This is a genomic window from Acinetobacter sp. SWAC5 (assembly GCF_003419885.1).
GTDB lineage: Bacteria > Pseudomonadota > Gammaproteobacteria > Pseudomonadales > Moraxellaceae > Acinetobacter > Acinetobacter cumulans.
In genome coordinates this window covers 101,356-128,355 of sequence record NZ_QUWR01000006.1, presented here as the reverse complement: position 1 = coordinate 128,355, position 27,000 = coordinate 101,356, and the positions used below count along the sequence as shown (strand labels likewise).

The 27,000-nt window shown below is 39.2% G+C and carries 24 protein-coding genes, 4 tRNA genes and 2 pseudogenes; 23 read left to right on the top strand and 7 right to left on the bottom strand.

All coding sequences use genetic code 11. The features are described from left to right. Positions 1 to 44 precede the first annotated feature (44 nt). From DYI81_RS06245 to DYI81_RS06205, 9 genes are all read left to right on the top strand, one after another. Positions 45 to 1,046 (top strand): quinone-dependent dihydroorotate dehydrogenase, encoded by a 1,002-nt coding sequence (locus tag DYI81_RS06245; RefSeq protein ID WP_117007009.1) that lies wholly within the window; start codon positions 45 to 47, stop codon positions 1,044 to 1,046. Between the two features lie 4 nt (positions 1,047 to 1,050). Then, positions 1,051 to 1,641, top strand: a complete 591-nt coding sequence (locus tag DYI81_RS06240) for a CvpA family protein (RefSeq protein WP_106986037.1) — start codon at positions 1,051 to 1,053, stop codon at positions 1,639 to 1,641. Positions 1,642 to 1,665: 24 nt separating this feature from the next. Beyond that, positions 1,666 to 3,207 carry an amidophosphoribosyltransferase gene (purF, locus tag DYI81_RS06235; protein ID WP_117007008.1) on the top strand — a complete coding sequence of 514 codons (1,542 nt, stop codon included), beginning with the start codon at positions 1,666 to 1,668 and terminating at the stop codon, positions 3,205 to 3,207. A gap of 92 nt (positions 3,208 to 3,299) precedes the next feature. After that, positions 3,300 to 5,189, top strand: a complete 1,890-nt coding sequence (locus DYI81_RS06230; RefSeq protein ID WP_205669739.1) for a M48 family metalloprotease — start codon at positions 3,300 to 3,302, stop codon at positions 5,187 to 5,189. 175 nt (positions 5,190 to 5,364) lie between these two features. Beyond that, positions 5,365 to 6,030, top strand: a complete 666-nt coding sequence (locus tag DYI81_RS06225; protein WP_117007007.1) for a hypothetical protein — start codon at positions 5,365 to 5,367, stop codon at positions 6,028 to 6,030. Further along, complete coding sequence (locus tag DYI81_RS06220; RefSeq protein WP_117007006.1) at positions 6,027 to 6,995, top strand: D-glycerate dehydrogenase; 969 nt, start codon at positions 6,027 to 6,029, stop codon at positions 6,993 to 6,995. Before DYI81_RS06225 ends, DYI81_RS06220 begins: the two co-directional genes overlap by 4 nt. A 112-nt stretch (positions 6,996 to 7,107) precedes the next feature. Beyond that, positions 7,108 to 8,517, top strand: coding sequence for a M48 family metalloprotease (locus DYI81_RS06215; protein ID WP_117007005.1), 1,410 nt, complete (start codon positions 7,108 to 7,110; stop codon positions 8,515 to 8,517). Positions 8,518 to 8,555: 38 nt separating this feature from the next. Next, positions 8,556 to 8,927, top strand: coding sequence for a GFA family protein (locus tag DYI81_RS06210; protein WP_117007004.1), 372 nt, complete (start codon positions 8,556 to 8,558; stop codon positions 8,925 to 8,927). A 65-nt stretch (positions 8,928 to 8,992) separates the two neighbouring features. Further along, positions 8,993 to 9,355 carry a hypothetical protein gene (locus DYI81_RS06205; protein WP_117007003.1) on the top strand — a complete coding sequence of 121 codons (363 nt, stop codon included), beginning with the start codon at positions 8,993 to 8,995 and terminating at the stop codon, positions 9,353 to 9,355. Positions 9,356 to 9,540: 185 nt separating this feature from the next. Here DYI81_RS06205 and DYI81_RS06200 read toward each other — a convergent pair whose 3' ends face one another. Both DYI81_RS06200 and rpsU read right to left on the bottom strand, forming a co-directional pair. Further along, entirely contained in the window at positions 9,541 to 9,987 is a 447-nt protein-coding gene (locus tag DYI81_RS06200; RefSeq protein ID WP_106986031.1) for a GatB/YqeY domain-containing protein, read from the bottom strand. Positions 9,988 to 10,026: 39 nt separating this feature from the next. After that, positions 10,027 to 10,242 (bottom strand): 30S ribosomal protein S21, encoded by a 216-nt coding sequence (rpsU, locus tag DYI81_RS06195; RefSeq protein WP_001136722.1) that lies wholly within the window; start codon positions 10,240 to 10,242, stop codon positions 10,027 to 10,029. A 146-nt stretch (positions 10,243 to 10,388) separates the two neighbouring features. Here rpsU and tsaD point away from each other — a divergent pair, with 146 nt between their 5' ends. Beyond that, complete coding sequence (tsaD, locus tag DYI81_RS06190) at positions 10,389 to 11,405, top strand: tRNA (adenosine(37)-N6)-threonylcarbamoyltransferase complex transferase subunit TsaD (RefSeq protein ID WP_117007002.1); 1,017 nt, start codon at positions 10,389 to 10,391, stop codon at positions 11,403 to 11,405. 498 nt (positions 11,406 to 11,903) lie between these two features. Then, positions 11,904 to 13,427 (top strand): esterase-like activity of phytase family protein, encoded by a 1,524-nt coding sequence (locus DYI81_RS06185; RefSeq protein WP_117007001.1) that lies wholly within the window; start codon positions 11,904 to 11,906, stop codon positions 13,425 to 13,427. Between the two features lie 171 nt (positions 13,428 to 13,598). Here DYI81_RS06185 and DYI81_RS06180 read toward each other — a convergent pair whose 3' ends face one another. After that, positions 13,599 to 14,471: an ATP-binding protein gene (locus DYI81_RS06180; protein ID WP_106986027.1), complete on the bottom strand. Its 873-nt coding sequence runs from the start codon at positions 14,469 to 14,471 to the stop codon at positions 13,599 to 13,601. Positions 14,472 to 14,651: 180 nt separating this feature from the next. Here DYI81_RS06180 and DYI81_RS06175 point away from each other — a divergent pair, with 180 nt between their 5' ends. The 6 genes from DYI81_RS06175 to DYI81_RS06150 all read left to right on the top strand — a co-directional run bounded on the left by DYI81_RS06175 (position 14,652) and on the right by DYI81_RS06150 (position 17,678). After that, positions 14,652 to 16,172 carry a DUF3336 domain-containing protein gene (locus tag DYI81_RS06175; RefSeq protein WP_117007000.1) on the top strand — a complete coding sequence of 507 codons (1,521 nt, stop codon included), beginning with the start codon at positions 14,652 to 14,654 and terminating at the stop codon, positions 16,170 to 16,172. Next, positions 16,135 to 16,974, top strand: coding sequence for a protein kinase (locus DYI81_RS06170; RefSeq protein WP_171356320.1), 840 nt, complete (start codon positions 16,135 to 16,137; stop codon positions 16,972 to 16,974). Before DYI81_RS06175 ends, DYI81_RS06170 begins: the two co-directional genes overlap by 38 nt. A gap of 107 nt (positions 16,975 to 17,081) precedes the next feature. Then, positions 17,082 to 17,166 (top strand) — tRNA-Leu (locus DYI81_RS06165). Between the two features lie 36 nt (positions 17,167 to 17,202). Beyond that, positions 17,203 to 17,276, top strand: a tRNA-Trp gene (locus tag DYI81_RS06160). A 39-nt stretch (positions 17,277 to 17,315) separates the two neighbouring features. Next, a tRNA-Leu gene (locus DYI81_RS06155) sits at positions 17,316 to 17,400 on the top strand. Between the two features lie 193 nt (positions 17,401 to 17,593). Then, positions 17,594 to 17,678: transfer RNA gene (locus DYI81_RS06150), tRNA-Leu, on the top strand. A gap of 637 nt (positions 17,679 to 18,315) precedes the next feature. On the opposite strand, the pseudogene DYI81_RS06140 reads toward DYI81_RS06150, so the two are convergent. Continuing rightward, a pseudogene (locus DYI81_RS06140) lies at positions 18,316 to 19,406 on the bottom strand (IS3 family transposase). Between the two features lie 44 nt (positions 19,407 to 19,450). Between DYI81_RS06140 and DYI81_RS06135 the strand changes: the two are divergent. From DYI81_RS06135 to DYI81_RS18225, 3 genes and pseudogenes are all read left to right on the top strand, one after another. Beyond that, on the top strand, positions 19,451 to 20,323 hold the full coding sequence (locus DYI81_RS06135) for an aminoglycoside phosphotransferase family protein (protein WP_117006998.1): 873 nt from the start codon (positions 19,451 to 19,453) through the stop codon (positions 20,321 to 20,323). Positions 20,324 to 20,434: 111 nt separating this feature from the next. Further along, positions 20,435 to 20,896: pseudogene (locus DYI81_RS06130) on the top strand (NUDIX domain-containing protein). Positions 20,897 to 21,081: 185 nt separating this feature from the next. Next, positions 21,082 to 21,210, top strand: coding sequence for a hypothetical protein (locus DYI81_RS18225; RefSeq protein ID WP_264766844.1), 129 nt, complete (start codon positions 21,082 to 21,084; stop codon positions 21,208 to 21,210). Between the two features lie 94 nt (positions 21,211 to 21,304). Here the strand turns inward: DYI81_RS18225 and DYI81_RS06125 are convergent, their stop codons facing one another. Continuing rightward, positions 21,305 to 21,508: a hypothetical protein gene (locus DYI81_RS06125; RefSeq protein WP_106986633.1), complete on the bottom strand. Its 204-nt coding sequence runs from the start codon at positions 21,506 to 21,508 to the stop codon at positions 21,305 to 21,307. A 493-nt stretch (positions 21,509 to 22,001) separates the two neighbouring features. Between DYI81_RS06125 and DYI81_RS06120 the strand changes: the two genes are divergently transcribed. Then, complete coding sequence (locus DYI81_RS06120; protein ID WP_106986632.1) at positions 22,002 to 22,274, top strand: hypothetical protein; 273 nt, start codon at positions 22,002 to 22,004, stop codon at positions 22,272 to 22,274. Between the two features lie 114 nt (positions 22,275 to 22,388). Here the strand turns inward: DYI81_RS06120 and gloB are convergent, their stop codons facing one another. Next, entirely contained in the window at positions 22,389 to 23,120 is a 732-nt protein-coding gene (gene gloB / locus DYI81_RS06115; RefSeq protein ID WP_117006997.1) for a hydroxyacylglutathione hydrolase, read from the bottom strand. 283 nt (positions 23,121 to 23,403) lie between these two features. On the opposite strand from gloB, the gene DYI81_RS06110 reads away from it, so the two are divergent. Beyond that, positions 23,404 to 25,248 (top strand): acyltransferase family protein, encoded by a 1,845-nt coding sequence (locus tag DYI81_RS06110; protein ID WP_240627352.1) that lies wholly within the window; start codon positions 23,404 to 23,406, stop codon positions 25,246 to 25,248. A 120-nt stretch (positions 25,249 to 25,368) separates the two neighbouring features. On the opposite strand, the gene DYI81_RS06105 is transcribed toward DYI81_RS06110, so the two are convergent. After that, positions 25,369 to 25,956: a flavin reductase family protein gene (locus tag DYI81_RS06105; protein ID WP_117006996.1), complete on the bottom strand. Its 588-nt coding sequence runs from the start codon at positions 25,954 to 25,956 to the stop codon at positions 25,369 to 25,371. A 117-nt stretch (positions 25,957 to 26,073) separates the two neighbouring features. Between DYI81_RS06105 and DYI81_RS06100 the strand changes: the two genes are divergently transcribed. Further along, on the top strand, positions 26,074 to 26,910 hold the full coding sequence (locus DYI81_RS06100; RefSeq protein ID WP_106986628.1) for a PhzF family phenazine biosynthesis protein: 837 nt from the start codon (positions 26,074 to 26,076) through the stop codon (positions 26,908 to 26,910). Positions 26,911 to 27,000 lie beyond the last annotated feature (90 nt).

Here is a 27,000-nt window from a genome sequence, read left to right as displayed (position 1 = left end):
ATGCCTATAATATGCCGACTTAGCAAGCAGTGACTTTTTCAGATATGTTGTATTCTCTTGCCCGCCCTTTGTTGTTTTCACTAGCACCAGAGCGTGCACATGAGCTGACACTATCGATGTTGAAATCTTCCCATAAAATGGGCCTGATGCATCAATCTGTAGCGTCTAAACCTGTGACCTGCATGGGAATTGAATTTCCAAATCCTGTCGGTTTAGCAGCGGGTTTAGATAAAAACGGTGCGTATATTGATGCATTGGCGAGCCAAGGTTTTGGTTTTATCGAAATTGGCACCATTACACCTTTGCCTCAAGCTGGAAATCCTGAGCCACGTTTGTTCAGATTACCAAAAGCCAAAGCAATTATTAACCGTATGGGCTTTAATAACGACGGTGTAGATCAGCTAATTGAAAATGTAAAAGCCTCTAAATTTAAAGGTGTACTTGGCATTAATATTGGCAAGAATGCAGTCACTCCTGTTGAAAAAGCAGTTGAGGATTATTTAATTTGCCTTGAAAAAGTTTATAACTACGCCTCATACATTACAGTCAATATTTCCTCTCCTAACACAAAAAACCTTCGAAGCCTGCAAAGTGGCGATGCTTTAACGGAGTTACTTGAAACCCTCAAGAAACGCCAATTAGAACTCGCAGACCAATATCAACATTATGTACCTTTAGTACTTAAAGTTGCACCGGACTTAACAGACGAAGATATCCAATTTATTGCTCAACAATTAATTGAAATTAAAATTGATGGTTTAATTGTGACCAATACCACGCTGTCTCGTGAAGGTGTTGAAGGTTTGCAACATGGTGATGAAGCGGGTGGCTTGTCTGGTGCGCCTGTTTTTGAAAAGAGCACAGCATGTCTTGCAGCATTTGCAAAGGTATTAAAAGGTCAAATCCCACTCATTGGTGTGGGTGGAATTTTGTCAGGCGAAGATGCTTTGGCGAAAAAAAATGCAGGCGCAACCCTTGTACAAGTTTATAGTGGCCTCATTTATACAGGACCTAAACTCGTAAAAGATTGTGTAGACGCACTTTAAGCCTATGACCACCATTGATATCTTTATTCTGATTGTCTTGCTCATTGGAGGGCTCAACGGTTTGCGTCAAGGATTAATTAAAGCCTTTGCGAACTTGGTAGGATGGATTTTTGCACTGATTGTTGCCGCAAAATATGCGTCCGTCTTAGCACCTTCGATGATCTCACTCAGTACAGATCCAGTGGTTCAGAAAATTGCGGCCTTTGCATTTATTGTATTGATCATCGTGGTTTTGACTTGGGTTGCAACTTATATACTGAATAGCGTTTTAAAGCGCCTTAAACTTGGACCGCTAAATCGTTTAGCTGGTGGTGTGTTTGGGGGCTTAAAAGGGCTGTTGGTGGTATTAATCACTATTCAGGGTGTAGGCCCGTGGGTTGAAAGCTCGCCGCATTGGAAACAATCGAAATTTATCCAGGTTTTGATGCCGTATGCACCGTGGGCAACACAATTGTCCAAGGATGCTGCAAATCAAGCCATGCATCATATTCAGTCTGAAGATGGCGCAAAGCCGGTGTCTTCAGAGCACGCCCCAGAAGCAACTCAAAAGAGTGGACGTGCTTCGGGTGAATCTACGAATAATCCTTTTTATTAATCCTAGCGGGTCTGCGAGGTTGCTATGTGTGGAGTTGTTGGTATAGCGGGTAAATCACCAGTTAACCAAATGTTGTTTGATGCATTAACGATGTTACAGCATCGTGGACAGGATGCAGCTGGGATCGTAACTTGCCATCAGGGCCGTTTATTCCTTCGTAAAGACACAGGTATGGTACGTGATGTTTTTCACACACGTCACATGCGTGCTTTACAAGGTAACTATGGTATTGGTCATGTGCGTTACCCAACAGCAGGTTCTTCGAGCAGTGCAGAAGCACAACCGTTTTATGTAAACTCACCTTATGGGATTACATTGGCGCATAACGGTAACTTGACCAATGCAGAAGAAATTCATGATGATTTGTTTACTACAGATCTACGCCACATGAATACTGATTCTGACTCAGAAGTGCTCCTCAACGTATTTGCACATGAATTGCAAAAGCGTGCCAAACTTTCACCTTCAGCTGAAGATGTTTTCCATGTTGTATCGCGCGTACATGAGCGTTGCAAAGGTGGTTATGCTGTTGTAGCAATGATTACAGGCCAAGGCTTAGTGGGCTTCCGTGATCCAAATGGTATTCGTCCATTGATTTATGGTTCACGCGAAACAGAGCAAGGTGTGGAATATATTATTGCTTCTGAATCTGTGGCAATTACAGCTTTAGGCTTCAAAGTTGAACGTGATATTGCACCAGGTGAAGCTATTTACATCACTGCTGATGGTGTAATGTCGATTAAGCAATGTGCTGCAGACCCAGAATATCGTCCTTGTATTTTTGAATATGTTTATTTTGCCCGCCCAGATGCAACCATTGATGGGATTTCGGTCTATAAAGCACGTTTGAAAATGGGTGAGAAACTTGCGCAAAAAATCTTGCGTGAATGGGGAGAAGAACACGATATTGATGTTGTGATTCCAATTCCAGATACTTCACGTACTTCAGCGCTTGAACTTGCCAATGTGCTTGGCGTGAAATTCCGCGAAGGCTTTATGAAGAACCGCTATATCGGTCGTACCTTCATTATGCCTGGTCAGCAATTGCGTAAAAAATCAGTACGTCAAAAGCTAAACCCAGTAGAGCTTGAGTTCCAAGACAAAAATGTTCTGTTGGTGGATGACTCGATTGTACGCGGTACAACGTGTAATGAAATTATTCAGATGGCGCGTGATGCGGGTGCGAAAAAAGTATTTTTTGCTTCAGCTGCACCAATGGTGAAATATCCAAACGTGTATGGTATTGATATGCCAGCAAAATCTGAACTTATTGCTTCAGAGCGTAGCGTCGAAGAAATTCGTGAAATTATCGAAGCTGACCGCTTAATTTTCCAAGATTTGGAAGATTTAAAGGCAGCAGTACGCACGACCAAAGTGCCAGAATTACAAGACTTTGATTGCTCAGTATTTGACGGTGTGTATGTTGCGGGTGGTATTAATGCCCAATACTTAGAGGCTTTAGAGAAAAAGCGTAATGACTCTGCTAAGGCTGATAAGAAAGATGCATATATCGATGTAAATATCGATGCAGCATCTGTCGATTTGACAGGTGTTCGTGAAGAATAATGGTTTGTAAAGCCTAAGAAAAAAGCGGGAATTTCCCGCTTTTTTCATTTATGATGAGCACAGAAAAGGCAATGTAATGATAGGAACTTGCATTGAGAAAAGTGGGCTATGCATTTATAAAAAATAAAAATATGTTTTGGCCAGCAACGTTTTGCTTGGTTGCTGTATTGCTGACCGTGGTGATCATTAATGCCATTGTTGGTCTTTTAATGTTTTATATCGATTATAGACAGCCCATCTATTGGCATGTGTTAAGTCCTTATCTTATTACGCTGGTAGTGACCATTATGGCGCTTTCAGTGATCTATGAGTTTTATATATTTAGAACGGGTGGCTATTCGCTGGCCAAACAATTGGGTGCTCGGCGCTTAAGTTTGGTTGAGAGTGTGCCTGAAGAAAGTATAGCGCTTAAAATTACCGAGCAACTTTCGGATATTTTTCTTATTGATACACCAGCTTTATATGTCTTGCCAAGTGAAGAGGGTGTAAATGCCTTAACGGCAGGTTTTTATCCTAAAGATACCGCCATTATTTTAACTTGGGGTGCGCTACAAAATTTAGATGAAGTTGAGCTTTATGGCTTATTAAGTCATGAGTTTAATAAAATTTTGTCTGGTGAAGCTGCAGAAAATACCCGCTTAAAAATTTTGTACAGTAGTCTGACAACTTTTAGTCAGTGGGGTAGTAAATTAGCCAAACGTGGTTTTTATCGTAATGGCTATATCCATGAAAATAAATTTGAAACGCTGTTTGTTTCTTTGGGTGCCATTATTTGGTTAATTGGTAGTTTAGGTGTACTCATTACGCGTTTAATTAAGTTTATGACTTTAGGTGGTCGTACTTATAAAAATGACCAAAAAACCAAACGCTTAATTCAAAATGATGCCAATATTCAAACCTTAATGCGTATTTATGTACATCATTCGGGTTCACAAATTCATAGTGAGTATGCTGAATCTATTTCTCACATGTGTTTTGCTAATGCTTTAAGTCCACAAAACTGGATGAATATTCATCCTAGTGTAGGGCAACGAATTTTTGAATTAAACCCAGGCATTATTCATGAGTTACAGTTGGAAAACCTGAAAAAACTGAAAAATCAGCCTTTATTTAATTTGTTCCGATCTTTAGAAGAATCTATGGTGGATTTTTCAATCCCTTGGAGTTCGCCACAGCCTTTGCCTTTATTAAGGCTTTCACCAATCAGTTTTGCTATTAAAGACGCAATTAAGCCTTTAAACCCTGAAATTCGTGATAACTGGAAGCGCCCAGAACTGATAGATCGTGCTTTACAAACCTCGACAGGCTCACGTGAAGTGATGGTGGCGATTTTAATGATTCGTCAATATCGTGAATTCATACCAGCAGAAGCAGAAGTGAGTCGTGCCATTGTCGATGCTTTATTAAACTTGGATGGTCGAGTGCATATCGCGATATTCCATGAAGCTTGTAAGAATATAGGGGGGGTGCCAGCCACAGTATCACGTCAATTTTTAATGAAATTGGCACGAATTATTCAAGAAGATGGTGAAATTGGATTACTCGATGCATTGTTGATTGAGCGGGTTAAATTTGAGTTAAATTTGATGCCTGTACATACACCTACGGCTTTGGAAGAGGTCAAGCCGTCCATTGTGCGTTTAATTGATGCATTATTGCACGTACAGCAAATTAATAGTGATAGTCAGCTTGAAGTTCGAGAGAAAATTTTAAAACGCATATTGAGCCAAACGGAGCTAGAGTTATATAGTGAAATTTCAGATGAGCCGATTGATTTGGCGGAAATTTTAAATGATATTTCGGGTCTGCAATTACGTGAACGCATCAGTATATTGGGGGTTGCTGAAGTTTGTTTATGGAATGATCGAATTATTACCCAAGATGAATTGGATGTTTTGGCGCTACTCTATTGGCGTTTAGGTTTTGAGTCAGCTGATGTGGTGGAGTTGATGCAGAAGAAAAATAGTTTAATGATTATTTAAAAAATAAAAATTTAGCCATGATGTTGAATTGAATACCCTAATAGAGGGCTGAGCATCCGAATCTGATTGTTATCAAAGTGCTTGCGCAATCATTAGGCCGAATACTTTAAAAAGTTCAGCAAAGCGAGCTTATTCTCGTTAGAATATCCAACCTGAAATAGGTGATGATGAAAAGATGATAGGGCATCAGCGTGACGTACTGGCTGCATTGGGAATGGATATTTGGATTCCCAAGGCTGAAGTGTGTCAGCCACATCAGTCAACACTTTGGCGTGATCAAGCACCAGCAGAAATCATCTCGGACACCGTATCCGAAATCATTGTACCTCATTTAGTTGCACGCTCTTCAGTTGTTATATCACCTAGTCCAGTATTGGTTCCTGCTCAGCAGGAAGCTGTAGTTGTTGCTGAGCCTGTCAAGCAGGCACCTGAACCAGAGATTGATGTTCGCCCGAGCTTAAATATAGATGCTTTTGTGGTTGAGGCATTAAATATGGCACATTGTGTGGTGCTTACAGATGCTGCCAATTTAACAGCAGAACAGCAATTGCTCTGGTCGAATATTCAACGTGCATTAGCTTCTGAGTTTTTAATGTTGCAATGGCCTTTTGCATGGCTTAAATTTCAAGATAGTCGTGGTGCGAGTTCGTACGTGCAAGGTTTTATCGATGGCATGCGTGAAGGCCATAAAAGCATCCTGTGCTTGGGTAAAATTCCTTATTTGGAATCTTCTGAGTGTATTGAGCTGGCATCATTACAAGAAATGTTAGATGAACCCAAATTAAAAAAACGCTTATGGCAGTTTATGCAAAGTAAGCCCAAGGACTTAGAATCATCATGAAGCAAAAAGTTGTTGTTTTTAGTCAAATCGATCAAAGCATTCTTTATCAACTACAACAACAATTTCAAGTGGTTCAAATATCACCCAAGCTAGGCGATGTTCAACAGCAAATTATAGAAGCAACGCGAGATGCGGATGGCATGATCGGGGCGGGAAGAATATTAAATGCCACGAATTTAAGCCAAGCGAAACAGCTAAAAGTAATTTCGAGTGTCAGCGTGGGCTATGATAATTATGACTTGGCATATTTAAATCAACAGCAAATTTGGTTGGCACATACCCCACATGTTTTAACAGAAACCACAGCAGATTTGGCTTTTACTTTATTGATGAGTGCTGCGCGTAAAGTAGCTTCTTTAGATGCATGGACCAAGCAGGGTTTATGGCAACGGACGGTGTCTGAAGCGCAATTTGGTGTTGATATCTACGGGAAAACATTAGGTATTATTGGTTTAGGGCATATTGGTGAGGCAATTGCACGTCGTGGCTTTCATGGTTTTAATATGAACGTGTTGTACCATAATCGCAGTGAAAATCCGTCACGTGCGAGTGCACTCAATGCTACATACTGTGATTTAAACAGCTTATTAAAACGTTCAGATTTTGTGGTGGTTGCGGTGGATTTAAATGCTGACTCGAAAGCACTGATTGGTGAAGCTGAGCTTGCGTTAATGCAATCACATGCTGTGCTGGTGAATATTGCACGGGGTTCAGTGGTGGATGAGCAAGCCTTGATTCATGCACTTAAAAATCGTCAAATATTTGCAGCAGGTTTGGATGTATATGCCAAAGAACCTTTGCAGCACTCTGAATTATTTGAGCTGGATAATGTGGTGACTTTACCGCATGTGGGTTCTGCAACGGCTGCTACGCGTAAGCGAATGGCTGATTTAGCCTATCAGAATTTGCTTGAAGCATTGGCAGGTCGACAGCCGACTTATGTTGTAAACCCGTTATACCAATAATAATTTTATAACACTTACTTAGAAAAATAGTCTATTTTCAATGTTATAGTCTTTTGCTTTCTGGGCTTTTGAGGGGTCAATTTTGAAACGTTTTTTGTTGGCGTGCGGTTTAATGACCCTTCCATGGGCAGTACAAGCACAGACTGTTGAATTTAATACAGCACCTGCGATGTCTGTACCTGATATTGGTGGCGGTATTGGCTTACTCGACCAACAAAAAGAAACTGAAATTGGCGAAAAAGTTTATCGTGAAGTGAATAAGCAAATGCCAGTTATGCATAATCCTTGGCTGGAAGATCGTTTATTAAGTACTTTTACCCACTTATTGAGTCAGACTAAACTCAACCAGCCTATTGGTTTGTTGGTTATTAATGATCCGCAAATCAATGCTTTTGCAGTGCCTGGTGGGTTATTTGCAATGAATGCGGGTCTGATTAATGCAGCTAAAAATATGGATGAAGTTGCTGGTGTAATGGCACATGAGATTGCTCATGTGAGCCAGCGCCATTATAGTCGCTCGCAAGAAGCGTTTAAGGGGCAGGGCTTCTTAACTTTGGCGGGTTTGCTGGTGGGTGCATTGGTTGCGTCTAAAGCAGATAGTGATGTCGGGACGGCAGTTATGCTGGGTTCGCAGGCGGCCATTATGGATAAGCAACTCAGCTATAGCCGTAATCAGGAGCGCGAAGCTGATCGAATTGGCATGCAATATATGTATGCTGCTGGTTATAATCCGCAAAGCATGGCAGATTTTTTTGAAGTGATGAACCGCGCGTCTTCGCGGGTCAGTTTTTTACCAGATTTTTGGTTTACCCATCCTTTAACTTCTGAGCGAATGAGCGAGGCACGCCTTCGTGCAAATCAATTGCCTGCGGTTAAACCGAATTTGCTGGATGAAGAATTCGACATTATTAAGTGGTACACGCGTGTATTGTCTCATCAAGTGACAGAACAACAGTTGCAAACTGCGGTTAACCAAAATAAATTCGCGGGTCAGTTGGCAATGGCAGCTTATCAAATTCAACAAGGGGATTATAAGCTTGCACAGCAGGCCTTAGATGCAGCCAAAAAGCAGAAAAAATCGCATGTATTAATGACCTTGCTACAAACGGATGTGTATTTGGGGCGAGATAAATTAGACGATGCACAGCGGATGATTCAAAGTGCCGCCGTGATCATGCCAGAGAATCGAGCTTTAAATTATAAATATGCGGAAGTATTGATTAGACAAAATAAGATATCGGAAGCACAAGCAATTGTGATGCGGTTTTTACGTGCCAATACGCGTGATCTGAGTGGTTGGCGTTTAATGCAAAACTCTGCCAATGTGAATAATGAGGATCGATATAAAGCGGTAAATGTTTTACGTTATCGTGCAGAAGTTGAGTTTTGGTCTGGTTATGAAGAAAATGCAATTAAGTCACTCATTCATGCGCATCGCTTAGCCAAAGACAATAAATCTTTAGTGGCAACGGTCAAAGTTCGTTTAACTGAAATGCAAAAAGCAAGAATGCTTAAAATTTAACAATTAGAAGGCTAATTATAATTAAAAAAGAGGTCGATATGATCCGTGGGCAATGTTTATGTGGTGCGGTGCAGTATCAGGTTCATCGAGAAATTGAGATGAGTATTTTGTGTTTCTGTCAGGATTGTCGGCAGGCACAGGGTTCGGTATTTGCATGGAATAGCCCGATCCCAAAACAGAATTTCCAGTTGCTTCAAGGTGCAGATTTTCTGAAAGAATATTTTCATACGCACCAAAAAGCACGGGTATTTTGTATGAATTGTGCGAGTCCAATTTATTCTTATCGTTTGGATTTACCTGACATTTTGCGTTTGAGATTGGGCACAGTGACCGAGGGCGATATTCCTGCACCTATAGAGTTCGCATATACGGAAAATCAACCGCATTTCTTATGTGTTACTGCTGAATAAATGAATATCCTTTGCTTTGATGCTACAATATTTTTTTAATATTATTTTGATAAAGATTCTACTTCATGAAAAAAATTGTAGCTTTGGCCTGTGTAGTGCTTGGTAGTTTTTCTGTAGTTCAGGCTGCTAGTGTTGAGCAATATGTCATGGCGGTAGAAAAAATTAATGAGAATTATAAAAAGGATACGCGTAATTTTTTTGTGACTTTAGATCCAATGCAACGTGGCTTTAGTGCAGCACAGCAAGAGAAATTTTGTGGCATTGTTGCGCAATATGTTCAGGACTTATATGTGGCTGCCGATAAAAACCGTTCAGCTTTAGATCCAAAGTATGCAAATTTGACCAAGCAAGATGTAAATCTGCAGGTATTAAGCGCTAAAGAAATGCAGATGTTGAAGCAATATAATGTGCAGTGTACTTTAAATTAAATGTTGTGGTGAAGGGTTGTACTGGTTTTATTTAGGCATGTTGTATGCAATAGATAGGAAGAATTTTTTTAGAGTTATTTTATTACAGAATATTAAAATAGACGTATTTTAATATAAATTACTTATGAACTGGCTTTTAATTAAAAGACAGTTCAACAGTAAAGAAATAGAATCAGATTGGGAAATTACGCAAGTTTTGCTTTAATTTTTGCAGAAACTTGAGAAGGATCGGCGCGTCCGGCTATGAGCGGACGCAGAGAGTTCATCACCTTACCCATATCTTTCATGCTAGTAGCTTCTTGCGCAGCTATTGTTTGCGCAATAATGGAATCAAGTTCTTCCTCAGTCATAGCTTCTGGTAGAAATTGAGATAAAACCTCAAGTTCGGCTTGTTCCTTACTAGCTAAATCTTCTCGACCAGCGCCACTAAAGGCTTTGATCGATTCTTTACGTTGTTTTATTTGCTTTTCAATGACCGCAAGAACTTGAGTATCGTCAAGCTCTTTGCGCTCATCGACTTCAATTTGCTTGATTGCTGCCTGTAGACTACGTATTACCGTTAACTTATCCATTTCTTTAGCACGCATAGTTGCTTTTAAAACTTCAGTTATTTGGTTTTTTAAAGTAGTCATTTATCTTGTCCAGGTTAGTCAATCAATCACAAATTAATCTTAGTAAAGGCGAGTCGTACGTACTGATTCACGCGCCAATTTCTTTTGGTAGCGTTTAACAGCAGCAGCTTTTTTACGTTTACGTTCTTGAGTAGGTTTTTCGTAGAATTCGCGTTTACGAACGTCAGCAAGAACACCTGCTTTTTCGCATGAACGTTTGAAACGACGGATAGCTACGTCTACTGGTTCGCCTTCTTTCAATTTAACTTGTGGCATGAAGAATCCTCATTAAGTTATGGATAAGATCTAGGCAGAATTGCCTTCGATCACAAGTGAAGGTCAGTATTTTACTCATTTACATCTCATACCACAAGTCTATAATAGGTTTCGCAATAGAATTGATACAGGTTATAGGCAGTTTAATGATCGTTTTAGGCTTAGAAACATCTTGTGATGAAACAGGACTCGCATTGTATGACAGCGAGTTGGGTTTACGCGGGCAAGTCTTATATAGCCAAATTAAACTGCATGCAGAATACGGCGGCGTGGTACCAGAGCTGGCTTCGCGTGACCATGTGCGTAAGTTAATTCCACTTTTAACGCAGTTGCTTGCAGACAGCGATATTAAAAAATCTGAAATTGATGCCATCGCATATACCCGTGGTCCGGGTTTAATGGGTGCATTGATGACAGGTGCACTATTTGGTCGTACTTTAGCCTTCGCTTTAAATAAACCTGCTATTGGTGTGCATCACATGGAAGGTCACATGTTGGCGCCATTGTTGTCAGAAACACCTCCAGAGTTTCCATTTGTAGCGCTATTGGTTTCGGGTGGTCATTCACAGCTAATGGCTGCATACGGCATTGGTCAATATGAGTTACTTGGTGAATCCATTGATGACGCGGCAGGCGAAGCGTTTGACAAAGTCGCGAAAATGATGGGCTTGCCGTACCCAGGTGGGCCAAATATTTCTAGATTGGCAGAGCAAGGCGATCCAAATGCGTTTGCATTTCCACGTCCAATGTTGCATCAAGGTTTGGAATTTTCATTTAGTGGCTTAAAAACAGCCGTATCGGTACAAATGAAAAAAATAGGCGATGAAAACCGCGATGCGGATATTGCTGCAAGTTTCCAAGAAGCAATTGTAGATACTTTAGTAAAAAAATCCGTGAAGGCGCTGAAACAAACAGGTTTAAAACGTTTGGTTATAGCGGGTGGTGTGAGTGCTAATAAACGCTTACGTGAACGTTTAGAAGCAGATTTAGCCAAAATTCGTGCATCGGTTTATTATGCAGAACCTGCATTGTGTACAGATAATGGCGCAATGATTGCTTTTGCAGGTTATCAGCGTTTAAAAGCTGGTCAGCATGATGGTTTGTCTGTTACGACGACACCACGCTGGCCGATGACTGAGTTAACTAATCCTACTGAACTTTAATAGACAGTTCAAATGTTCAAAAAGAGGCCAAGTGCCTCTTTTTTTGTGCTTGGAAATAACAAAATACATCTATTTATTCATATCACTTAAGGCAATATGAATAAAGCTAGTCCTTAAAATATTCAAAATAAATATAAAAATGTATGCGTGCTATATAAGCAATGCCTGCAAATAATGAAAAGTAGAGAGCAAAAAATGATAAATCAGCATAATCCTGCATGGTCATTGGCCATACCTGTTGCCAGGCTTTGTACATTTGGCCATTTTTGCAACCTATTTATTTTTTAGTTTCGTGCCTTAAATAGGTGTTTTGTCCGCGATAATAATTTCAGTTGAGTTGGCACACAATGACCACGCATTGTGCAAGCGAATTTATTTTTAAGGTTATTTTTGGGATGTTCGATCTTTAATATTCAAAAAAGTTTCATGAGGTTGTCATGAATTCTACATTTACCATGCTTATTCTTTGCACCTAATGTATTGAATGTAGAATAAAAAATGAAACAGATAAGTTTGAGCTTAACGATATGTGGGGCACTTTTTTTAACAGCATGTGGTAGTTCTAAAGATGAAAATGTGCCAAGCACTGTTGTGCAGTCTGAGCAGACATTAACTTTTGGAAATGCTACCTGTTGGTTGGGTGGAACTGAAAAACGTAGCGGTATAGATAAAAATAATAATGCTGTACTCGATGACAATGAAGTTGAAAAAACTGAAACGATTTGTTTGAGCAAGAATGTCTTTGCCAATGGTATTCGTCTTGATTATGAAGTCATGGACAATTTAAAAGGGATAGCCGATGGGGCTAAAGCAGGCAATAATTTAGAAGTGCGACGTGGTGGTTTTGGTTCAGATATGGTGGCACATCCAAGCAACAAAAATCAGTTTTATGCTTTGACTGACCGTGGCCCAAATGCCGATTACAACCTAAATAAAGACAATGGCAAAATGTTTCCAGACCCTACTTATGTACCACGTATTGGGTTATTTGAAGTACAAGGAAATGGTAAAGTCACTAAGCTTAAAGAAATTTTGTTGAAAGACCGTAACGGGAGCAATATTTCAGGCTTACCTAATGCAAATTTTGGTTCAACCAAAGAAGCTGCTTACGATATTTATGGCAAATTATTGGCCAAACAAAGCGATGAATATGGCTTAGACCCTGAAGGCTTAGTCGCACTCAAAGATGGTACTTTTTGGGTCAGTGATGAATATGGCCCACATATTATTCACTATAGTTCGGAAGGGGTTGAACTCGATCGAATTAACGCCTTTGAGCAAGATAGTCGACGTACGGGAGGGTATTTGTTGCCTGCAGAGTTTGCGAATCGTCGACCAAACCGTGGCATGGAAGGGCTAACAATCACTCCAGATGGTAAAACCTTGGTTGGAATTATGCAGTCAACGATGGATAACCCCACTTCTGCCGTCAATAAATCAGATCTGACACGTATTGTGACCATTGATTTGGCCACAAAGAAAGTGAAACAGTATCTGTATAAACAAGAAGGTGGGGCATTGGCGTATTCCAACTCTGCCATTACAGCCTTAAGTAATACTTCATTCTTGGTTTTAGAACGAGATGGTGATTTTTATAAAGATAATACTCAGGCTTTTAAACGGGTATATAAAATCGATTTACGCAGTGCAACTGAATTAGAAAGTGTTACTGAAACAGCTCAATTCAAACAGGATGCAAAACTTGGGTTGAGTATTGATGGTTTGACCCTCGAGCAATATGTATTGGCCAAAGGTTGGGATGGATTAAAAGGTTTGGGAATATTGCCAGCCAGTAAAACACTGGTGCTCGATATGATTGAGAAAGTGAAATTTCCACATGATAAAATGGAAGGCTTATGGTTGATTGATCAGCAACGTTTGGGGTTAATCAATGATGATGATTTTTCGCTGTGGGTGACAAATGGTGTGTTGGAGCAAAAATATTTAGATAAAAATAAAAGTGTGATTGATGGCAATACCTTGTACATCATTGACGGTTTAGACCTAAAGCCAGTCCCATAAGTAGTTTGAGTAAGGTCACAGGCTTTTTTTAATAGTATTTTATATATTGCTCCAGTGCATGTACCTTTAAATATGTTTTAACAGCTATTTTACTGTCGTTATCACTGAAGAATAGAATAAAGCCATCAAAGATTGATGGCTTTATGCTTTAGATTTGCTTTGGCGGTGTAATTAAAGTGCTTTGAGTTGCTGAGAACCAATCCAATGTTTCGAAAATTGATAAGCTGAACGTCCAGAGCGTTGCCCACGGCTTTGGCACCAACGTAAAGATTCAGCACGTGCCAGCTCGGTCATTGGCATATTGGCTTTTGCTAAGTAATGTTCCACAATTTCTAAATAGAGATTTTGATCCATTGGGTAAAATGACAACCACATGCCAAAACGGTCAGACAACGAGATTTTCTCTTCTACAGCTTCTTGTGGATGTAATTCATGATGCTGAGGGACATCTGCTTTCATAACAGGTGTATTTTCATGCATAAATTCAGGCAATAAATGACGGCGATTACTGGTAGCATAAATAATAAAATTGTTTGAGCCAGATTGAAGCGAACCATCTAACACACTTTTTAAGCTGCGGTAATTTTCATCTTCAGCGTTAAACGCCAAATCATCACAATACACAATAAATTTTTCAGGACGGCCTGCGATAATTTTTTGAATTTCGGGTAGTTCAGATAAATCATCACGTTCAATTTCAATTAAACGTAACCCGTCCGCTTCATAGGCGGTTAAAAGTGCACGAACAATAGAGGATTTTCCTGTACCACGTGAGCCCGTGAGCAAAACATCATTGGCAGGGAGACCATTTAAAAACTGTAAGGTATTTTGAATGACTTTTTCTTTTTGACGTTCAATGCCTTTTAAATCGTCTAAATAGATTTTTTTCGCTTGTTGAATAGGCTTGAGCTGGTGGTTTTGCCATTTGTAGGCTGCCGTAGAAAAGTCAGGGGCTTGTTTAAGTTCTGGTAAGCTTTGTTGTAGTTGCAAAAGAACTGTAGAGAGGGAAGCGAGGATATTGTCAGGTAAATCAAGAGTTGCCATGAATATTCAACTAGTTAATAAGTGATGAATAGAAGTCGGTATAGTTTAACAATGTATAGGAATTCGACAATAAATGCCAAACAAAGCAAAGCTTTGACCATTGAAATCATGTGAAAAGTTTGTAACAGTGAGCTATAGGTCAACCTATAGTTAGAATAATTCAAGTAATGAGGGTGCGATATGCTGTTTAAAGACTTTACCAGTGAGATTAATCCGCATCAGGCATACCGTATTAAGAAGTTAAAACGTCAGCTAGAAACAGCTGAAAGCTATGAAGCATGGAAAAGTATAGCGCTCAAAATAGATGAAGAATCGGGCGCCCAAGAATGGAAGTTAGACAATTGCTCACCGTACTTTGATGCAGAAATTATTACACATCGTTTGGCGATGTTAAGACGTTATCGTCAGCAAAAACGTACGCAAGATTTGATGTATATTTTGCGTGAAGGCTTAAGTTATGACATTGCCAATATTGCGCATCCTTTATTATTTACTGTGGCTTATGTTGGCACCAAAAAAATTATTGAAGACTATATTGAAGAAGTGAGCCAAGGTTTAGCGTTTATTGCCTCTGAGTCATGTAGCTGTTTAAGCAATGCGGAAAAATTAGCTTTCTTTAAGCATTGCCAAGTTGCTTATGGTCAACCTGCCATGATGTTTTCAGGTGGGGCAACATTAGGTTTATTTCATACAGGTGTATGTAAGGCACTCATTGCGCAAGATTTGATGCCAAAAGTGTTGTCTGGTTCGAGTGCTGGCGCAATTATGACAGCCATGTTGGGTGTGTCAAAACCAGCTGAATTTACTGAAATTCTGAAAGGGCAAAATTTTTATAGCGAAGCTTTTCACTTTCGCAAAATTTCAGACTTGCTGAAGGGCAATGGAGGCTTGGCTGATGTGAAATATCTCAAGAATTTCTTAATTGAAAACTTGGGAAATTTAACCTTTGCTGAAGCCAAAGAACGTTCAGGCTTAGACATTAATATTGCTGTGGCGCCCTATGATGCTTCGCAAGATGCACGGATTATGAATGCCTATACCTCACCTGATCTTTTGGTGTGGAGTGCAGTGTTGGCTTCTTGTGCTGTGCCTGTGCTGTTTCCACCCGTACGTTTAACCAGTAAGCGTTACGATGGTGAATATACGCCGTATATGGCCTCTACACGGTGGGTGGATGGCAGTGTGCGCAGTGATTTTCCACAAGAGAAAATGGCGCGCCTATATAATATTAACTACAGTATTGCCAGTCAGGTTAATCCACATATTGTGCCGTTTATGCAGGATGATATTGCACGCTTTCGTAAAGATATTATTAGCTGGCCAGAACGGATTGTACGCCGTCAAGGGAAGGTGATTGCAAAAGGGGTAATGGACTTTGCCCGTGAACGTGTAGATAAAGTACCGCCTGTACGACGTTTGCTTGATCATGGTTATGGGGTAGTCGATCAGCGCTATTATGGCGATGTTAATATTGTGGGGAAATACAGCTTGCGTCACTATAGCTACATGCTACAAAACCCACGTCCATATTTATTTAAAACCTTACAACAAGAAGGTGAACGGGCGACATGGCCTAAAATTTCCTTAATTGAAACACATGCAAGGGTAGGTAAAACCATTCAGCATTGCTTGGAGCTTTTAAATTATCAACATGCCGTCACAGATGCGACCAAATCTACAGATCTTGAAAAGATTCAATAGCCTTGCGCTGGAGCAATATCATTTTGAATCTAAAGCGAAGCCACGTAGCCAGTCTTATGGACGGCATGTGTATCGCTTAAATACACAAGATATTGCTCATGATGATGTCTTTTGGTTAAAGGCACAGCAAAAAACAGGAGCTACATTTGCCTTACAAGGCTTTGAACAAGAATTAAACTGTTATCGCTCTTTGCAAGAACAGCAAGCTGATTTTATTTTGCCTGTACAGATTTTATCGAATATTACCATTCCGAAGACAGATTTATATTTTGATACTGCACTGATTTTGCCAGAAGCCAGTGCATTTTTTGAGGTAGAGCCTCATTTATTGCATCCAGAGCAAGTGAAACATCATTTGTGGCAGGCTATTAGTGTAATGGAACAGTTGAATCAATGTGGTTGGATTCATGGTGATTTAAAATCTACGCATTTTATGCAGTATCAACAGCGTGTGTGTTTAATTGATCTTGAGCAGGCACAGCCTTTACAGCAACAAAGCCATACACTCAATGCCACGCCACGCTATATGGCACCCGAATTATTTCATGCAGAAGCGAAAAGTATTCAAACTGATCTATATGCATTGGGCATTATTTTTTATGAATGGCTAACAGGCCAACGGTTAGTGGCAACAGACTATGAAGATTGGGCTTATTTGCACTGCCAACGATTAAAAATTGATTTACCTGTGAATTTTTTAAGATATTTACCACTGCTTGAAGCTATGTTGGCGAAGCATAAGTCGCAAAGAATGCATGATTTTTCACAATTAAAAAGGTGCTTAATGACTGAGATTGCATAATAAAAACACATCTTACTATTTTTTGTTTTTTATTTAAGCAAATGAGCGAGTTTTTTATAAAAAGCGCTTGTCATGCACAGATGATCGCTATAGTATACAAACCCATTGGGGACGTGGCGAAATTGGTAGACGCACTGGATTTAGGTTCCAGCGCCGCAAGGTGTGAGAGTTCGAGTCTCTCCGTCCCCACCACTTAATTGATTAATGATAGATTAGTCATTAGGTTACAGAGGATTGGTGTAATGGTAGCATGACGGTCTCCAAAACCGTTCGTCAAGGTTCGAATCCTTGATCCTCTGCCAAGTTTTAAAAAAGTCTAACTGCGAGTTAGCACCCTTGATGGGGACGTGGCGAAATTGGTAGACGCACTGGATTTAGGTTCCAGCGCCGCAAGGTGTGAGAGTTCGAGTCTCTCCGTCCCCACCATCAAATTTAAGAGCAAGGCATAGACCTTGCTTTTTTATTGCCTGAAATTTGGGGTTTGAGATAAAAGATTTTCGGTTGGGTAGGGTAGAAAAAATAAAATGAGTTAATTGCTGTTTTTATGACAAAAAAGCGATTGATTGATTAGAAAATGGCTTGTCATCAACGGTCTATCTCTATAATATACCCAGCCATTGGGGACGTGGCGAAATTGGTAGACGCACTGGATTTAGGTTCCAGCGCCGCAAGGTGTGAGAGTTCGAGTCTCTCCGTCCCCACCAAGATACAGAAGGCAAGATGAGATAATCATCTTGCCTTTTTTAATGCCGATTTTTTGTAGTTGTGCATTTTAAAAGCTGAGATATGTATTGAGTTGAGTATAAATATTTATAAAAAAGCTTTGATGTTAAATCAGGCTATATTTGAAAGTGTTTACGGACTTAACAAACTTCGGCAATAGAAAAATATCTATGATTAGCCAAATAGCAACGAATACGATTGCAGGTGAAAAGGCTAAACATGAATAAGAAAGAATAATAAATAGAATACCGCTTATATTTTTTAAGTAAAAAACAGCTTTTAACTACATTTATATCCGTTGATTATTTTATTTAAATCGTTTAATTGAGAATTATTATCAATATTTCGTTTTTTAACGAATTAAAGTTTACAACCTAGGTATGAGTCTAAGCTTTTTAATTTCGCATAACAGCTATTATGTTTAATAAAGAAGTAAAATAGGTATAACTTCTACTATGTCATGATCATTTTATTAATAATAGAAATTGAGTAGCATGAAAAATTTATATGAATTAAAGAATAAAATTCAAGAAAAGACATTAAATTTGGTTACGCAGAGAAATGGATCTTCCGTGTATCGGTAATCCTCCCATAAATAACCGAAGTTAAAAGTAGAGGTTAAGCAGCCATTAGAGGTGGCTTTCCTTTGTTAGCTTGATGTGGTCTTTCATGGTTGTAATGCCACAACCAGTTTGTTGCATAATCTTGTACTTCATCCAAAGTATCAAATAAATGCTTGCTCAGCCAACTATAACGTATGGTCCGATTATAGCGTTCAATATACGCATTCTGCTGTGGCTTACCCGGTTGAATATATTCAATACGAATACCGTGCTCAGTAGCCCAGCGCACAAATTCGTGACTGATAAATTCGGGACCATTATCGCATCGGATCACTAACGGTTTTTCTCTCCACTCCAGCAATTGATTCAACGTACGAATAACCCTGATTGTGGGCAATGAGAACCCTGCTTCAATGGCTAGGCCTTCGCGGCGGTAATCATCAATCACATTCAATAATCGAAACTTGCGACCATCGGAAAGCTGATCATGCATAAAATCTAATGACCAAACCTGATTTTCTCGGATTGGTTCTTTCAATGGTTCAGGCGCATGCCGTTTTAGTCTTCTTCTCGGTTTAATACGCAGATTCAGTGCCAACTCACAGTAAATGCGGTAAACCCGCTTGTGATTCCAGCAGCAACTCTCAACATGCCGTAAATACGAGAAGCACAAACCAAAGCCCCAATCGGAATTTTCCTCAGTGAGTTCAATGAGCTGTTCAGCAATGAGTGCATTGTCATCGCTGAGTTTGGCTTGATAGCGGTAGCAGGTTTCACTAATGCCAAATGCTTTACAAGCCAAACGAATACTAATGGCATGCTGGGCAACTGCCTGTTGTGCCATCTTACGCCGGCAAGATGGCTTTACCCTTGCGCAGCAGTGCTGCTCATTGCCATCGCTTCCTGGATGATTTCGGCCTTTAATCGCTCTTCCGCATACATCTTTTTAAGTCTGGTATTTTCGGCTTCTAGCTCTTTCAGTCGAGCCATTAATGATGTATCCATACCACCATATTTGGCACGCCATTTATAAAAGGTAGCATTACTCATGCCGTGTTCACGGCAAAGGGTCGCTACAGGTGTGCCAGATTCTGCCTGTTTCAAGATGGACATGATCTGACTATCAGTAAATTTAGATGTTTTCATGCAGAATCTCCTGCTCGTATCTTAAGAGAAAATTCTACTTTTAGATCCTATTATTTTTAGGGGGGATTACCTATCAAGGGCAATTTTTTCAAGAAAAAGTTTTTATCAAAATAGCAAAAAACCGAGAGGCCAACGATCGTTACTGTGAAATTTTAGAAGCTCTCAAAAATTTCGCATTAACGCCAAAGGTATTAAATAAATTTGAATGGGATGGTTCTTCTGTCCTTGTCATGAGTGCTATAGAGGGAACTCAATTCGATCAAATATTTAAGAATTGTACGCGGGACCAGAAAATATATTTTTTTAAAGCCGCGGGCAGATCTTTAGGGGAACTTCATCGGGAAATTCCAGAGACTTTCTTATTTAATATGAGATTCTGGCAAGATAGAGATGGCTTATCAACACAGCGGATATTATGGAGTCAACAGTTAGAATTAATGATCTCTAAATGGATGTCACGCGTGAATCCATTATCATTAGATTATCATGAGTTTAGCTATCAATTAAATGAGTTACTCAAATACAGTAAAGCCTTATCCGAACCTTCACAGCTTACTTTATTACACTGTGACTATATTGGCCGAAATATCCTAGTAGACAGTAAAAATCAGATCTCGGGTGTTATAGACTTTGATGCTGCTCGTATTGGGGATGCTGTCTATGATTTAGCGAAGATTGTATGGGTAGAAATAGATTTCTCTGATCTTGAATTACGGAATGCTTTTTTAGATGGCTGGGGATGTACGTATAAGCAGAGAGTGCCTAAAGTGAATTTTCTATTCTATGTGGGCATACAATGCCTTGCGGCGATTGCTTGGACAGATAGAAATCCGTCCTCTGATGGGACTAATACTATTTTTCGCGCTTCCGCAATTCGGACGCTGAGCGTTGTGTTAAAGGAGCTAGCAGCACTTTGACTGAATTTACACGGTCATTTCGTATAATCGCCATTACTTTAAATGGGAATAAAATTTAATTTAAGAACTGTATATAATTTATGAATTAATATTTATAAAGAATTTAATTTAATACGCGTTAGAAAATCTTCAAGATTATTAATAATAAATGAAAATTTAGAAGTTTTACTTTTTCAATTTTTTCATGAAAATGATGCTTTAGCTGGGCAGAAATACTGGGCTACTGTTGGTGGGGGAGTTGAAAATTGAGAAACTTTTGAGCAAGCTGCTTGTAGAGAATTATATGAAGAAACAGGTATAGTTCGAGATGATGTAGGAATATGTGTTGATACACGAAATTTTGAAATGCTATTACCTAGTTCTGAAATAGTAATTTCTAATGAAAGATTTTTTGTGATTTTCGTTAAAGATGATGAGATTAAGACTAATAACTGGAGTGATCACGAAAAAAAAGTTATTAGTAAAAGTAATTGGTGGAAATTAGAAGACTTAAGAGAAACCAGTGAAACTGTTTTTCCAAATGATATTCCAAATATTCTTTTTAGAAGTTTTCCACAAATATTCAAAAATTAAGATTTTCTAAAATTAACATAATACACGTTATACGCAATTCTTGAATTTTATTAATAGGTATCAGTATCTTAGTTAAATTTGTTTCTGTAAACAGCTTACGGGAAAGGATTTTTTATGATGATTCATGGATGGCACCTGTTTTTTGATCTACGTTCCATAGTTTTATTTCAGCCTAAGGCAGAAAAATGTCTAAGTATTTATTTTTAAGCTTAGGTTTAGATTTAAGCTTGTTTGATTTAGCATCTAATGAAAAGGGTAGCATATACCATGTACGCCTGCTAAATAGAAAAAAGCTTGGAATAATCCAAGCTTAATAAAGAATAAAAAAAATTGGGCTGATCAAACTTTCCTTATTTGATTGAGCTGTTGATGCAACTTAAAAATGGTTGAGCGAGCTTTAAGTGCGATTTAGGCCTTAAGATGATCCTCAAATTCTTCACCTAATTGCATTGCTAAAGCATTTCCTGCAAGTTCATAAGTCACTAAACCATATTCTTTTTTGAAACTGAAAGTAAAACCACGACCATCGGCCAAGTTACGTACGTTGTAGCCGAGTTTTTCTAACCATAGACGGAAGGCGATTAGATTTTTTGCTTTAACCACTTTTTTCACAAGCGAACTCCATATTCATCTTAAAAATATTAATAGGGACATCCAAATCATTTTTAAAGGTCTGTTGACTTAGTTTTATATAAAATATTTTATTTTGAATATTTTTTCATCGAATAATGTGTTTTTGGCATTAGAGGAATTAAACAAATCCTTCATATTTTTAGATATTTTAATCATGTAACTAAATATATTAAGTTTAACTAAAAAGTTTAAGTGCGCAGAATTTCTATGGTCTAGTGTGCTGTCTTGGGTCTGCAAACATAAATGTAATTATGAATCCTTTGTAGCGTAGAAGAGTCTAACTTAGCAGGATAAATGCGCCTTACTAATTGCTTGGAACGGATATGTCAATTTAGGTGGAACCAAGTAGGCCAGTATAGTTGTATAGGCAATGATACTTTATTCAGCATTGAGCCATACAAAACTGTATGGATTGAGTGGGAAGCCATTATACTTCACTACTATTTAGATCCATGTGTATATGAGAGCAGAAATGAGTACAGCCACAATTGAAAGTCAGGTAAAAGCACAGATTGAAGCGATGCAACAGCAAGGCCTTCAAGCTGTAGCGGTTATGTTAGGACATGAAGATTGGCTGGTATTTTCAACTGAATCAACTGTTGCTTATACGCCATTTGGCAGTGCACGTCGTTACCAGCCTGCATTAAGCGGTTTATTGTTAGTACGTGTAGATGAAATGCATGCCATGCGCGTAGTGACACAAGCAGACTTAGACTTGTACACACAAAACAATCAGATTTTATAAGTACTTACCAAGCACAGCGTGCTCTGAATTTTTTTCAAATTACGCTGTGTCGATGGGCTTGACCCAACTGAAGTAAAGTTAAAGCTGGTGAAGATGATTGCTCACAATCATTATTTAAAAGTTATCTTTTAATTCCCTTAAACGCTGAAATTCTTCAATACTCTCTGCTCTTAAAAATGGATTAGTTTCTAACTCTATGTCAATACGGCTAGGCAGTGTGCATTCACCAAGCATCCGTTTACGTTTTACATCTTCGGCACGCTGCTGAATGGCCATATTGTTTGGCTCGACATGCAAAGCAAATTGCGCATTTGAAAGGGTATATTCATGTGTGCAATAGACTTCTGTTCGTGGTGGCAGGGCAGCCAAGCGAGATAATGAGTGAAACATTTGCTGATGCGTGCCTTCAAAAACGCGACCACACCCCATGGCAAATAGCGTGTCACCACAAAATACCGCATCAAGCGCATCGATAAAATAGACAATATGACCTAAGGTATGCCCAGGTACTGCAAAAATTTCGATCTTCAAATCATGAAATTCAATAACTTGTTCATGCATGAGCGCATTAGAAATAAATGGAATTTTGGACAACTCTTCGCGTGGGCCAAATACTGGAATCGAACGCGTTGCAACCAGTTCAGGCACACCGCCAATATGGTCTTTATGCCAATGTGTTAACCAAATTTGTGCCAACTTAAGTTGATGTAATTGACAGTATTCTTCAACCAAATGAGCTTCTGTTGGGTCTATAGCCACAACTTCTGCGCTGTCTTGATGCTCAAGCAACCATATATAGTTTTGTAATTGATTTTTAACGTCGATACAGTGAATTTTATAAGTCATTTATCGGGTCGAAGAATAAAAGAGATGCTTTAACATAGCATGTTTTTAGCAACGACTTGTGTGCGGATTTGCGCTAAAAATACATAATTTTTTTGCAATACACATTGAATGTAGAGGCGATAGTTCTAAAATAGCGAGTCATTTATAACCAGTAAAATTACATGAGTATTTCCTACCGTGAAGACATTGACGGACTACGCGCATTAGCCGTGAGTTTAGTGATTTTTAATCATATTGGTCTGTCTTTATTTTCGGGGGGTATATTGGGGTTGATGTCTTTTTTGTGATTTCTGGGTATTTAATTACGGCTATTTTGCTCAAAGATAGTCTACAGCATCAGTTTAGTATCAGCAGTTTTTATAAAAAACGTATTATACGGTTAGCACCTGCGTTGCTCAGTATGTTGCTGGTAGTGACGTTGATCAGTTGTATGCTGATGTTACCGCATGAACTGGAAAAATATTTTAAAAGTCTGAATTACGCCATTTTCTTTATGGCCAATGTGTTTATGCGTGAAGAAGTGGGGGATTATTTTAGTCAGAACACCGATCAAATTCCGCTTTTACACTTATGGTCCTTAGGCGTAGAAGAGCAGTTTTATATTTTTTGGCCTTTGTGTTTATTGTTTTTACTCAAACATGTTCCTATAAAATGGATGTCAGTGCTTGTCCTGAGTCTGATTGTATTACTGATTATAAATGCTGAAATGGCAATGCAACAGAATATCGCCAAAGCCTATTTTGCGATGCCAGTTCGAGCGTTTGAGCTGTTGGTTGGCGCATTGGTTTGTTTTTCACCCAAACATGTATTGCAAGACAAATGGGCAAGCTATTTAGTTTGGTTAGGTTTGATCACCATTTTAGTGTCGGCAGTTTGCATGGGGCATAGCACCCATTTTCCTGGTTTAATGGCCCTTATTCCATGCATGGCAACAGCACTGATTGTTTATGCAGGCGGACAGACAGCGCATGCAAATCCTTTGCTAGTACATAAATGGAGTACATGGATCGGCAAAATTTCTTATCCGATGTATTTATGGCATTGGCCACTCATCGTATTTTTAAATATTTATTTATTAAGTTTAAATGTACTCAATCAAGTGCTGATTGTATTGAGTACCGTGCTGTTGGCCTATGCGAGCTATCGTTGGATTGAGCTGCCTTGTCGTCGTTTTAGTCGGACATCAAGTACAAAAGTTATCCTGATTGGCTTTTTAATTCCAGCGCTAACCATTACCGCAAGTGCTCATTTAGTTGAGATAGAAAATGGCTTTCCAAACCGATTTGAAGCCAGTGTTCAACAACATTCGGATGGCTTGATTAGCTATGCGCATGAGATCCGTGGTATCTGCCACAATGGCCTAGCACCAAACCAATTAGCGCCTACACAAAAGTGTATATTGGGTGTAGATAAGCCACAGATTGATTTTATGTTGATTGGTGACTCACATGCCAATCATTTTACAGGCATGTTAGATGTATGGGCTAAAGATGCGGGCTTACGAGGTTATGATGCAACACAGGACACCACAATCTTTTTGCCTCACGTGGATTTATATATTCCAACTAAAGCTGGATTCACTCTAGACACGAAATTTAGAGCACGTAATGATGCACTCATTGATTATTTGCAGACACATCACTTTAATCAAATTGTTTTAGCCGGCTATTTTGAAAATTACTTACGTACCTATCGACTGAATAATTTGCCACAAGCCAGCTCAGCGCAACTGATGTTTAATAGTTTGAATGAAGCTATGCCTATTTTATTCAAATCGGCCAATGAGGTGATGATTATTTTGGATACACCGACGCTTACAGGGCGAATGCATGCAAATTGCCCTGTGCGTGCAGAAGCTTTGGGTCGTCATGTAAGCTGTGATTTTGCTTTGCAACAGGATCCTGCAATGCAGCAATTTGCTCAGATATTGCAACAGTTACAACAGCGCTACCCACAGCTCAAAGTGATTGATCCAAAAGTGGCACTATGTAAAAGCGGTCATTGTTCGGCTTCGATTCAGGGCGTTGCGTTATACCGTGATCAAGACAACAACCATTTAAACTACCGTGGCTCAGAAGCATTGGGTCGGGCGTATTTACAACAACACCCGAATCCTTTGGGGCGCTAAATTTTAAACTTAAAAGATTATGGTTGAGCTTTCGCGTTGATTCCAACGTGAAAGCATTGCATATGAACAAATCACTAGCATAGATATGCGCTGTATTTGTAGAAGTGTTGCGAAACTATGTTATTCAACTGACACGGCTTGACCAATGGTGTAAAAATGACCGCCAGCGACATGATGTAAGCTTTTCCAATCATCTGAAGCTTGATCAAATAACCAATGGCCATCCCTAAAAATGCGTTCATCTGCATAGGCATGAATCACTTCACCTATAAACAAATCATGTTGTTGCTGATGGTGCGGTTCATGGATGAGTTTGCATAATAACCATGCCGAGCAACCGTCAACAGCGGGCAGGGTTGAATGTGGAAAATGAAATAAATTGACGCCACATTGGCGTAGTTTTTCAGGCGCATCGTGTTGGCTCATCATACCCAGCGCATAAACCATTTTAAGCTGTTTTAAATTGGGAACTTGCAACACAAAGTGGCCAGAATTTTCAATGATGCTTCGGGTCATGGTGCTTTTATCGAGCACTACACTAACTTTGGCAGGCTTAAACTCGACTGGACAGGCCCAGGCCGCTGTCATGACTCCTGTATGCGTTTGATCTTGCGCAGAAACCAAAACTGTTGGGCCGTGATTGAGTAAGCGATAGGCCTTTTCTAAAGGGACAGGGAGTAAATGTGGGTGTAAATTAAGCTCATTCATAATTTATAGAAATAGATGACGAAAATTTAGCGGGTTGTTACATAACATATAGCATATTAGGCAATATGAATGCATAAAAGCTCATAAAATACAGACAGTTTATTTGGAATTTAAACCATGAAAATGTATCAAGTGGACGCGTTTACAGATGCGTTATTTAAAGGAAATCCAGCTGCGGTATTGGTATTGGATGAATGGCTCGGCGATGAGCTTATGCAAAATATTGCATTGGAAAATAACTTATCTGAAACGGCATTTGTTAAGTCGATAGATGCAGAAAACTTTGAAATTCGGTGGTTTACACCCACAACAGAAGTTGATTTTTGTGGCCATGCAACTTTAGCCAGTAGTTTTGTCTTGTTTAAAGACTATACATCAGCCAAAAAGATTTATTTTCACGTTAAAAATTTGGGTATTTTTATTGTGGAACAAGAAGCAGATGGCAAAATTAAAATGAATTTTCCACAGCGCAAAGCCAGTCTGGTGACTGAATACCCAGATGAATTACGCCAAGCGCTCACTAAGCCTTTTAAAAATGTGTATTTAAATGCCCAAGCTTATATTGTGGAGTATGAAAGTGTACAAGATGTGCTCGATGAACAGCCCAACTTAGAATTGCTTAAAACCTTAGGGAAGATACGCACGGCGATTACGGCATCTGAATTACAATCGCCAACTGATGTTGCGATTACCTCATTGGGTGAACAATATGACTGCGTATCACGTTATTTTGCTCCAGCCAATGGCATTAATGAAGACCCTGTGACGGGTTCAATTCATACTGCAATTGCGCCTCTGTGGGCAGAGAAACTGTTGAAAAATTCGTTACTTGCATATCAAGCTTCTGCACGTGGTGGGGCATTATATTGCACCTTGTTGGACAATGATCGGATTGAAATTGCGGGTTATGCAAAGTTATATATGCAAGCTGAGATTAATGTAGATCAAGTTTAATTGTTATATACATTTTAGTGTGGGTCTTTTAAGTGCTGTATTTATTTCTGAATGGTTGATATGTGTCCAAACTAATGATGCTACTGCATA

Bases quoted from the DNA above. Each gene is read 5' to 3' on its own strand.
- DYI81_RS06220 (WP_117007006.1), top strand. From the start codon at position 6,027: ATGAAGCAAAAAGTTGTTGTTTTTAGTCAAATCGATCAAAGCATTCTT.
- tsaD (WP_117007002.1), top strand. From the start codon at position 10,389: ATGATCGTTTTAGGCTTAGAAACATCTTGTGATGAAACAGGACTCGCA.
- DYI81_RS06185 (WP_117007001.1), top strand. From the start codon at position 11,904: ATGAAACAGATAAGTTTGAGCTTAACGATATGTGGGGCACTTTTTTTA.
- DYI81_RS06205 (WP_117007003.1), top strand. From the start codon at position 8,993: ATGAAAAAAATTGTAGCTTTGGCCTGTGTAGTGCTTGGTAGTTTTTCT.
- DYI81_RS06120 (WP_106986632.1), top strand. From the start codon at position 22,002: ATGAGTACAGCCACAATTGAAAGTCAGGTAAAAGCACAGATTGAAGCG.
- rpsU (WP_001136722.1), bottom strand. From the start codon at position 10,242: ATGCCACAAGTTAAATTGAAAGAAGGCGAACCAGTAGACGTAGCTATC.
- DYI81_RS06175 (WP_117007000.1), top strand. From the start codon at position 14,652: ATGCTGTTTAAAGACTTTACCAGTGAGATTAATCCGCATCAGGCATAC.
- DYI81_RS06240 (WP_106986037.1), top strand. From the start codon at position 1,051: ATGACCACCATTGATATCTTTATTCTGATTGTCTTGCTCATTGGAGGG.
- DYI81_RS06100 (WP_106986628.1), top strand. From the start codon at position 26,074: ATGAAAATGTATCAAGTGGACGCGTTTACAGATGCGTTATTTAAAGGA.
- DYI81_RS06170 (WP_171356320.1), top strand. From the start codon at position 16,135: ATGCGACCAAATCTACAGATCTTGAAAAGATTCAATAGCCTTGCGCTG.
- DYI81_RS06245 (WP_117007009.1), top strand. From the start codon at position 45: ATGTTGTATTCTCTTGCCCGCCCTTTGTTGTTTTCACTAGCACCAGAG.
- DYI81_RS06225 (WP_117007007.1), top strand. From the start codon at position 5,365: ATGATAGGGCATCAGCGTGACGTACTGGCTGCATTGGGAATGGATATT.
- gloB (WP_117006997.1), bottom strand. From the start codon at position 23,120: ATGACTTATAAAATTCACTGTATCGACGTTAAAAATCAATTACAAAAC.
- DYI81_RS06215 (WP_117007005.1), top strand. From the start codon at position 7,108: ATGACCCTTCCATGGGCAGTACAAGCACAGACTGTTGAATTTAATACA.
- DYI81_RS06180 (WP_106986027.1), bottom strand. From the start codon at position 14,471: ATGGCAACTCTTGATTTACCTGACAATATCCTCGCTTCCCTCTCTACA.
- DYI81_RS06105 (WP_117006996.1), bottom strand. From the start codon at position 25,956: ATGAATGAGCTTAATTTACACCCACATTTACTCCCTGTCCCTTTAGAA.
- DYI81_RS06210 (WP_117007004.1), top strand. From the start codon at position 8,556: ATGATCCGTGGGCAATGTTTATGTGGTGCGGTGCAGTATCAGGTTCAT.
- purF (WP_117007008.1), top strand. From the start codon at position 1,666: ATGTGTGGAGTTGTTGGTATAGCGGGTAAATCACCAGTTAACCAAATG.
- DYI81_RS18225 (WP_264766844.1), top strand. From the start codon at position 21,082: ATGTCTAAGTATTTATTTTTAAGCTTAGGTTTAGATTTAAGCTTGTTT.
- DYI81_RS06200 (WP_106986031.1), bottom strand. From the start codon at position 9,987: ATGACTACTTTAAAAAACCAAATAACTGAAGTTTTAAAAGCAACTATG.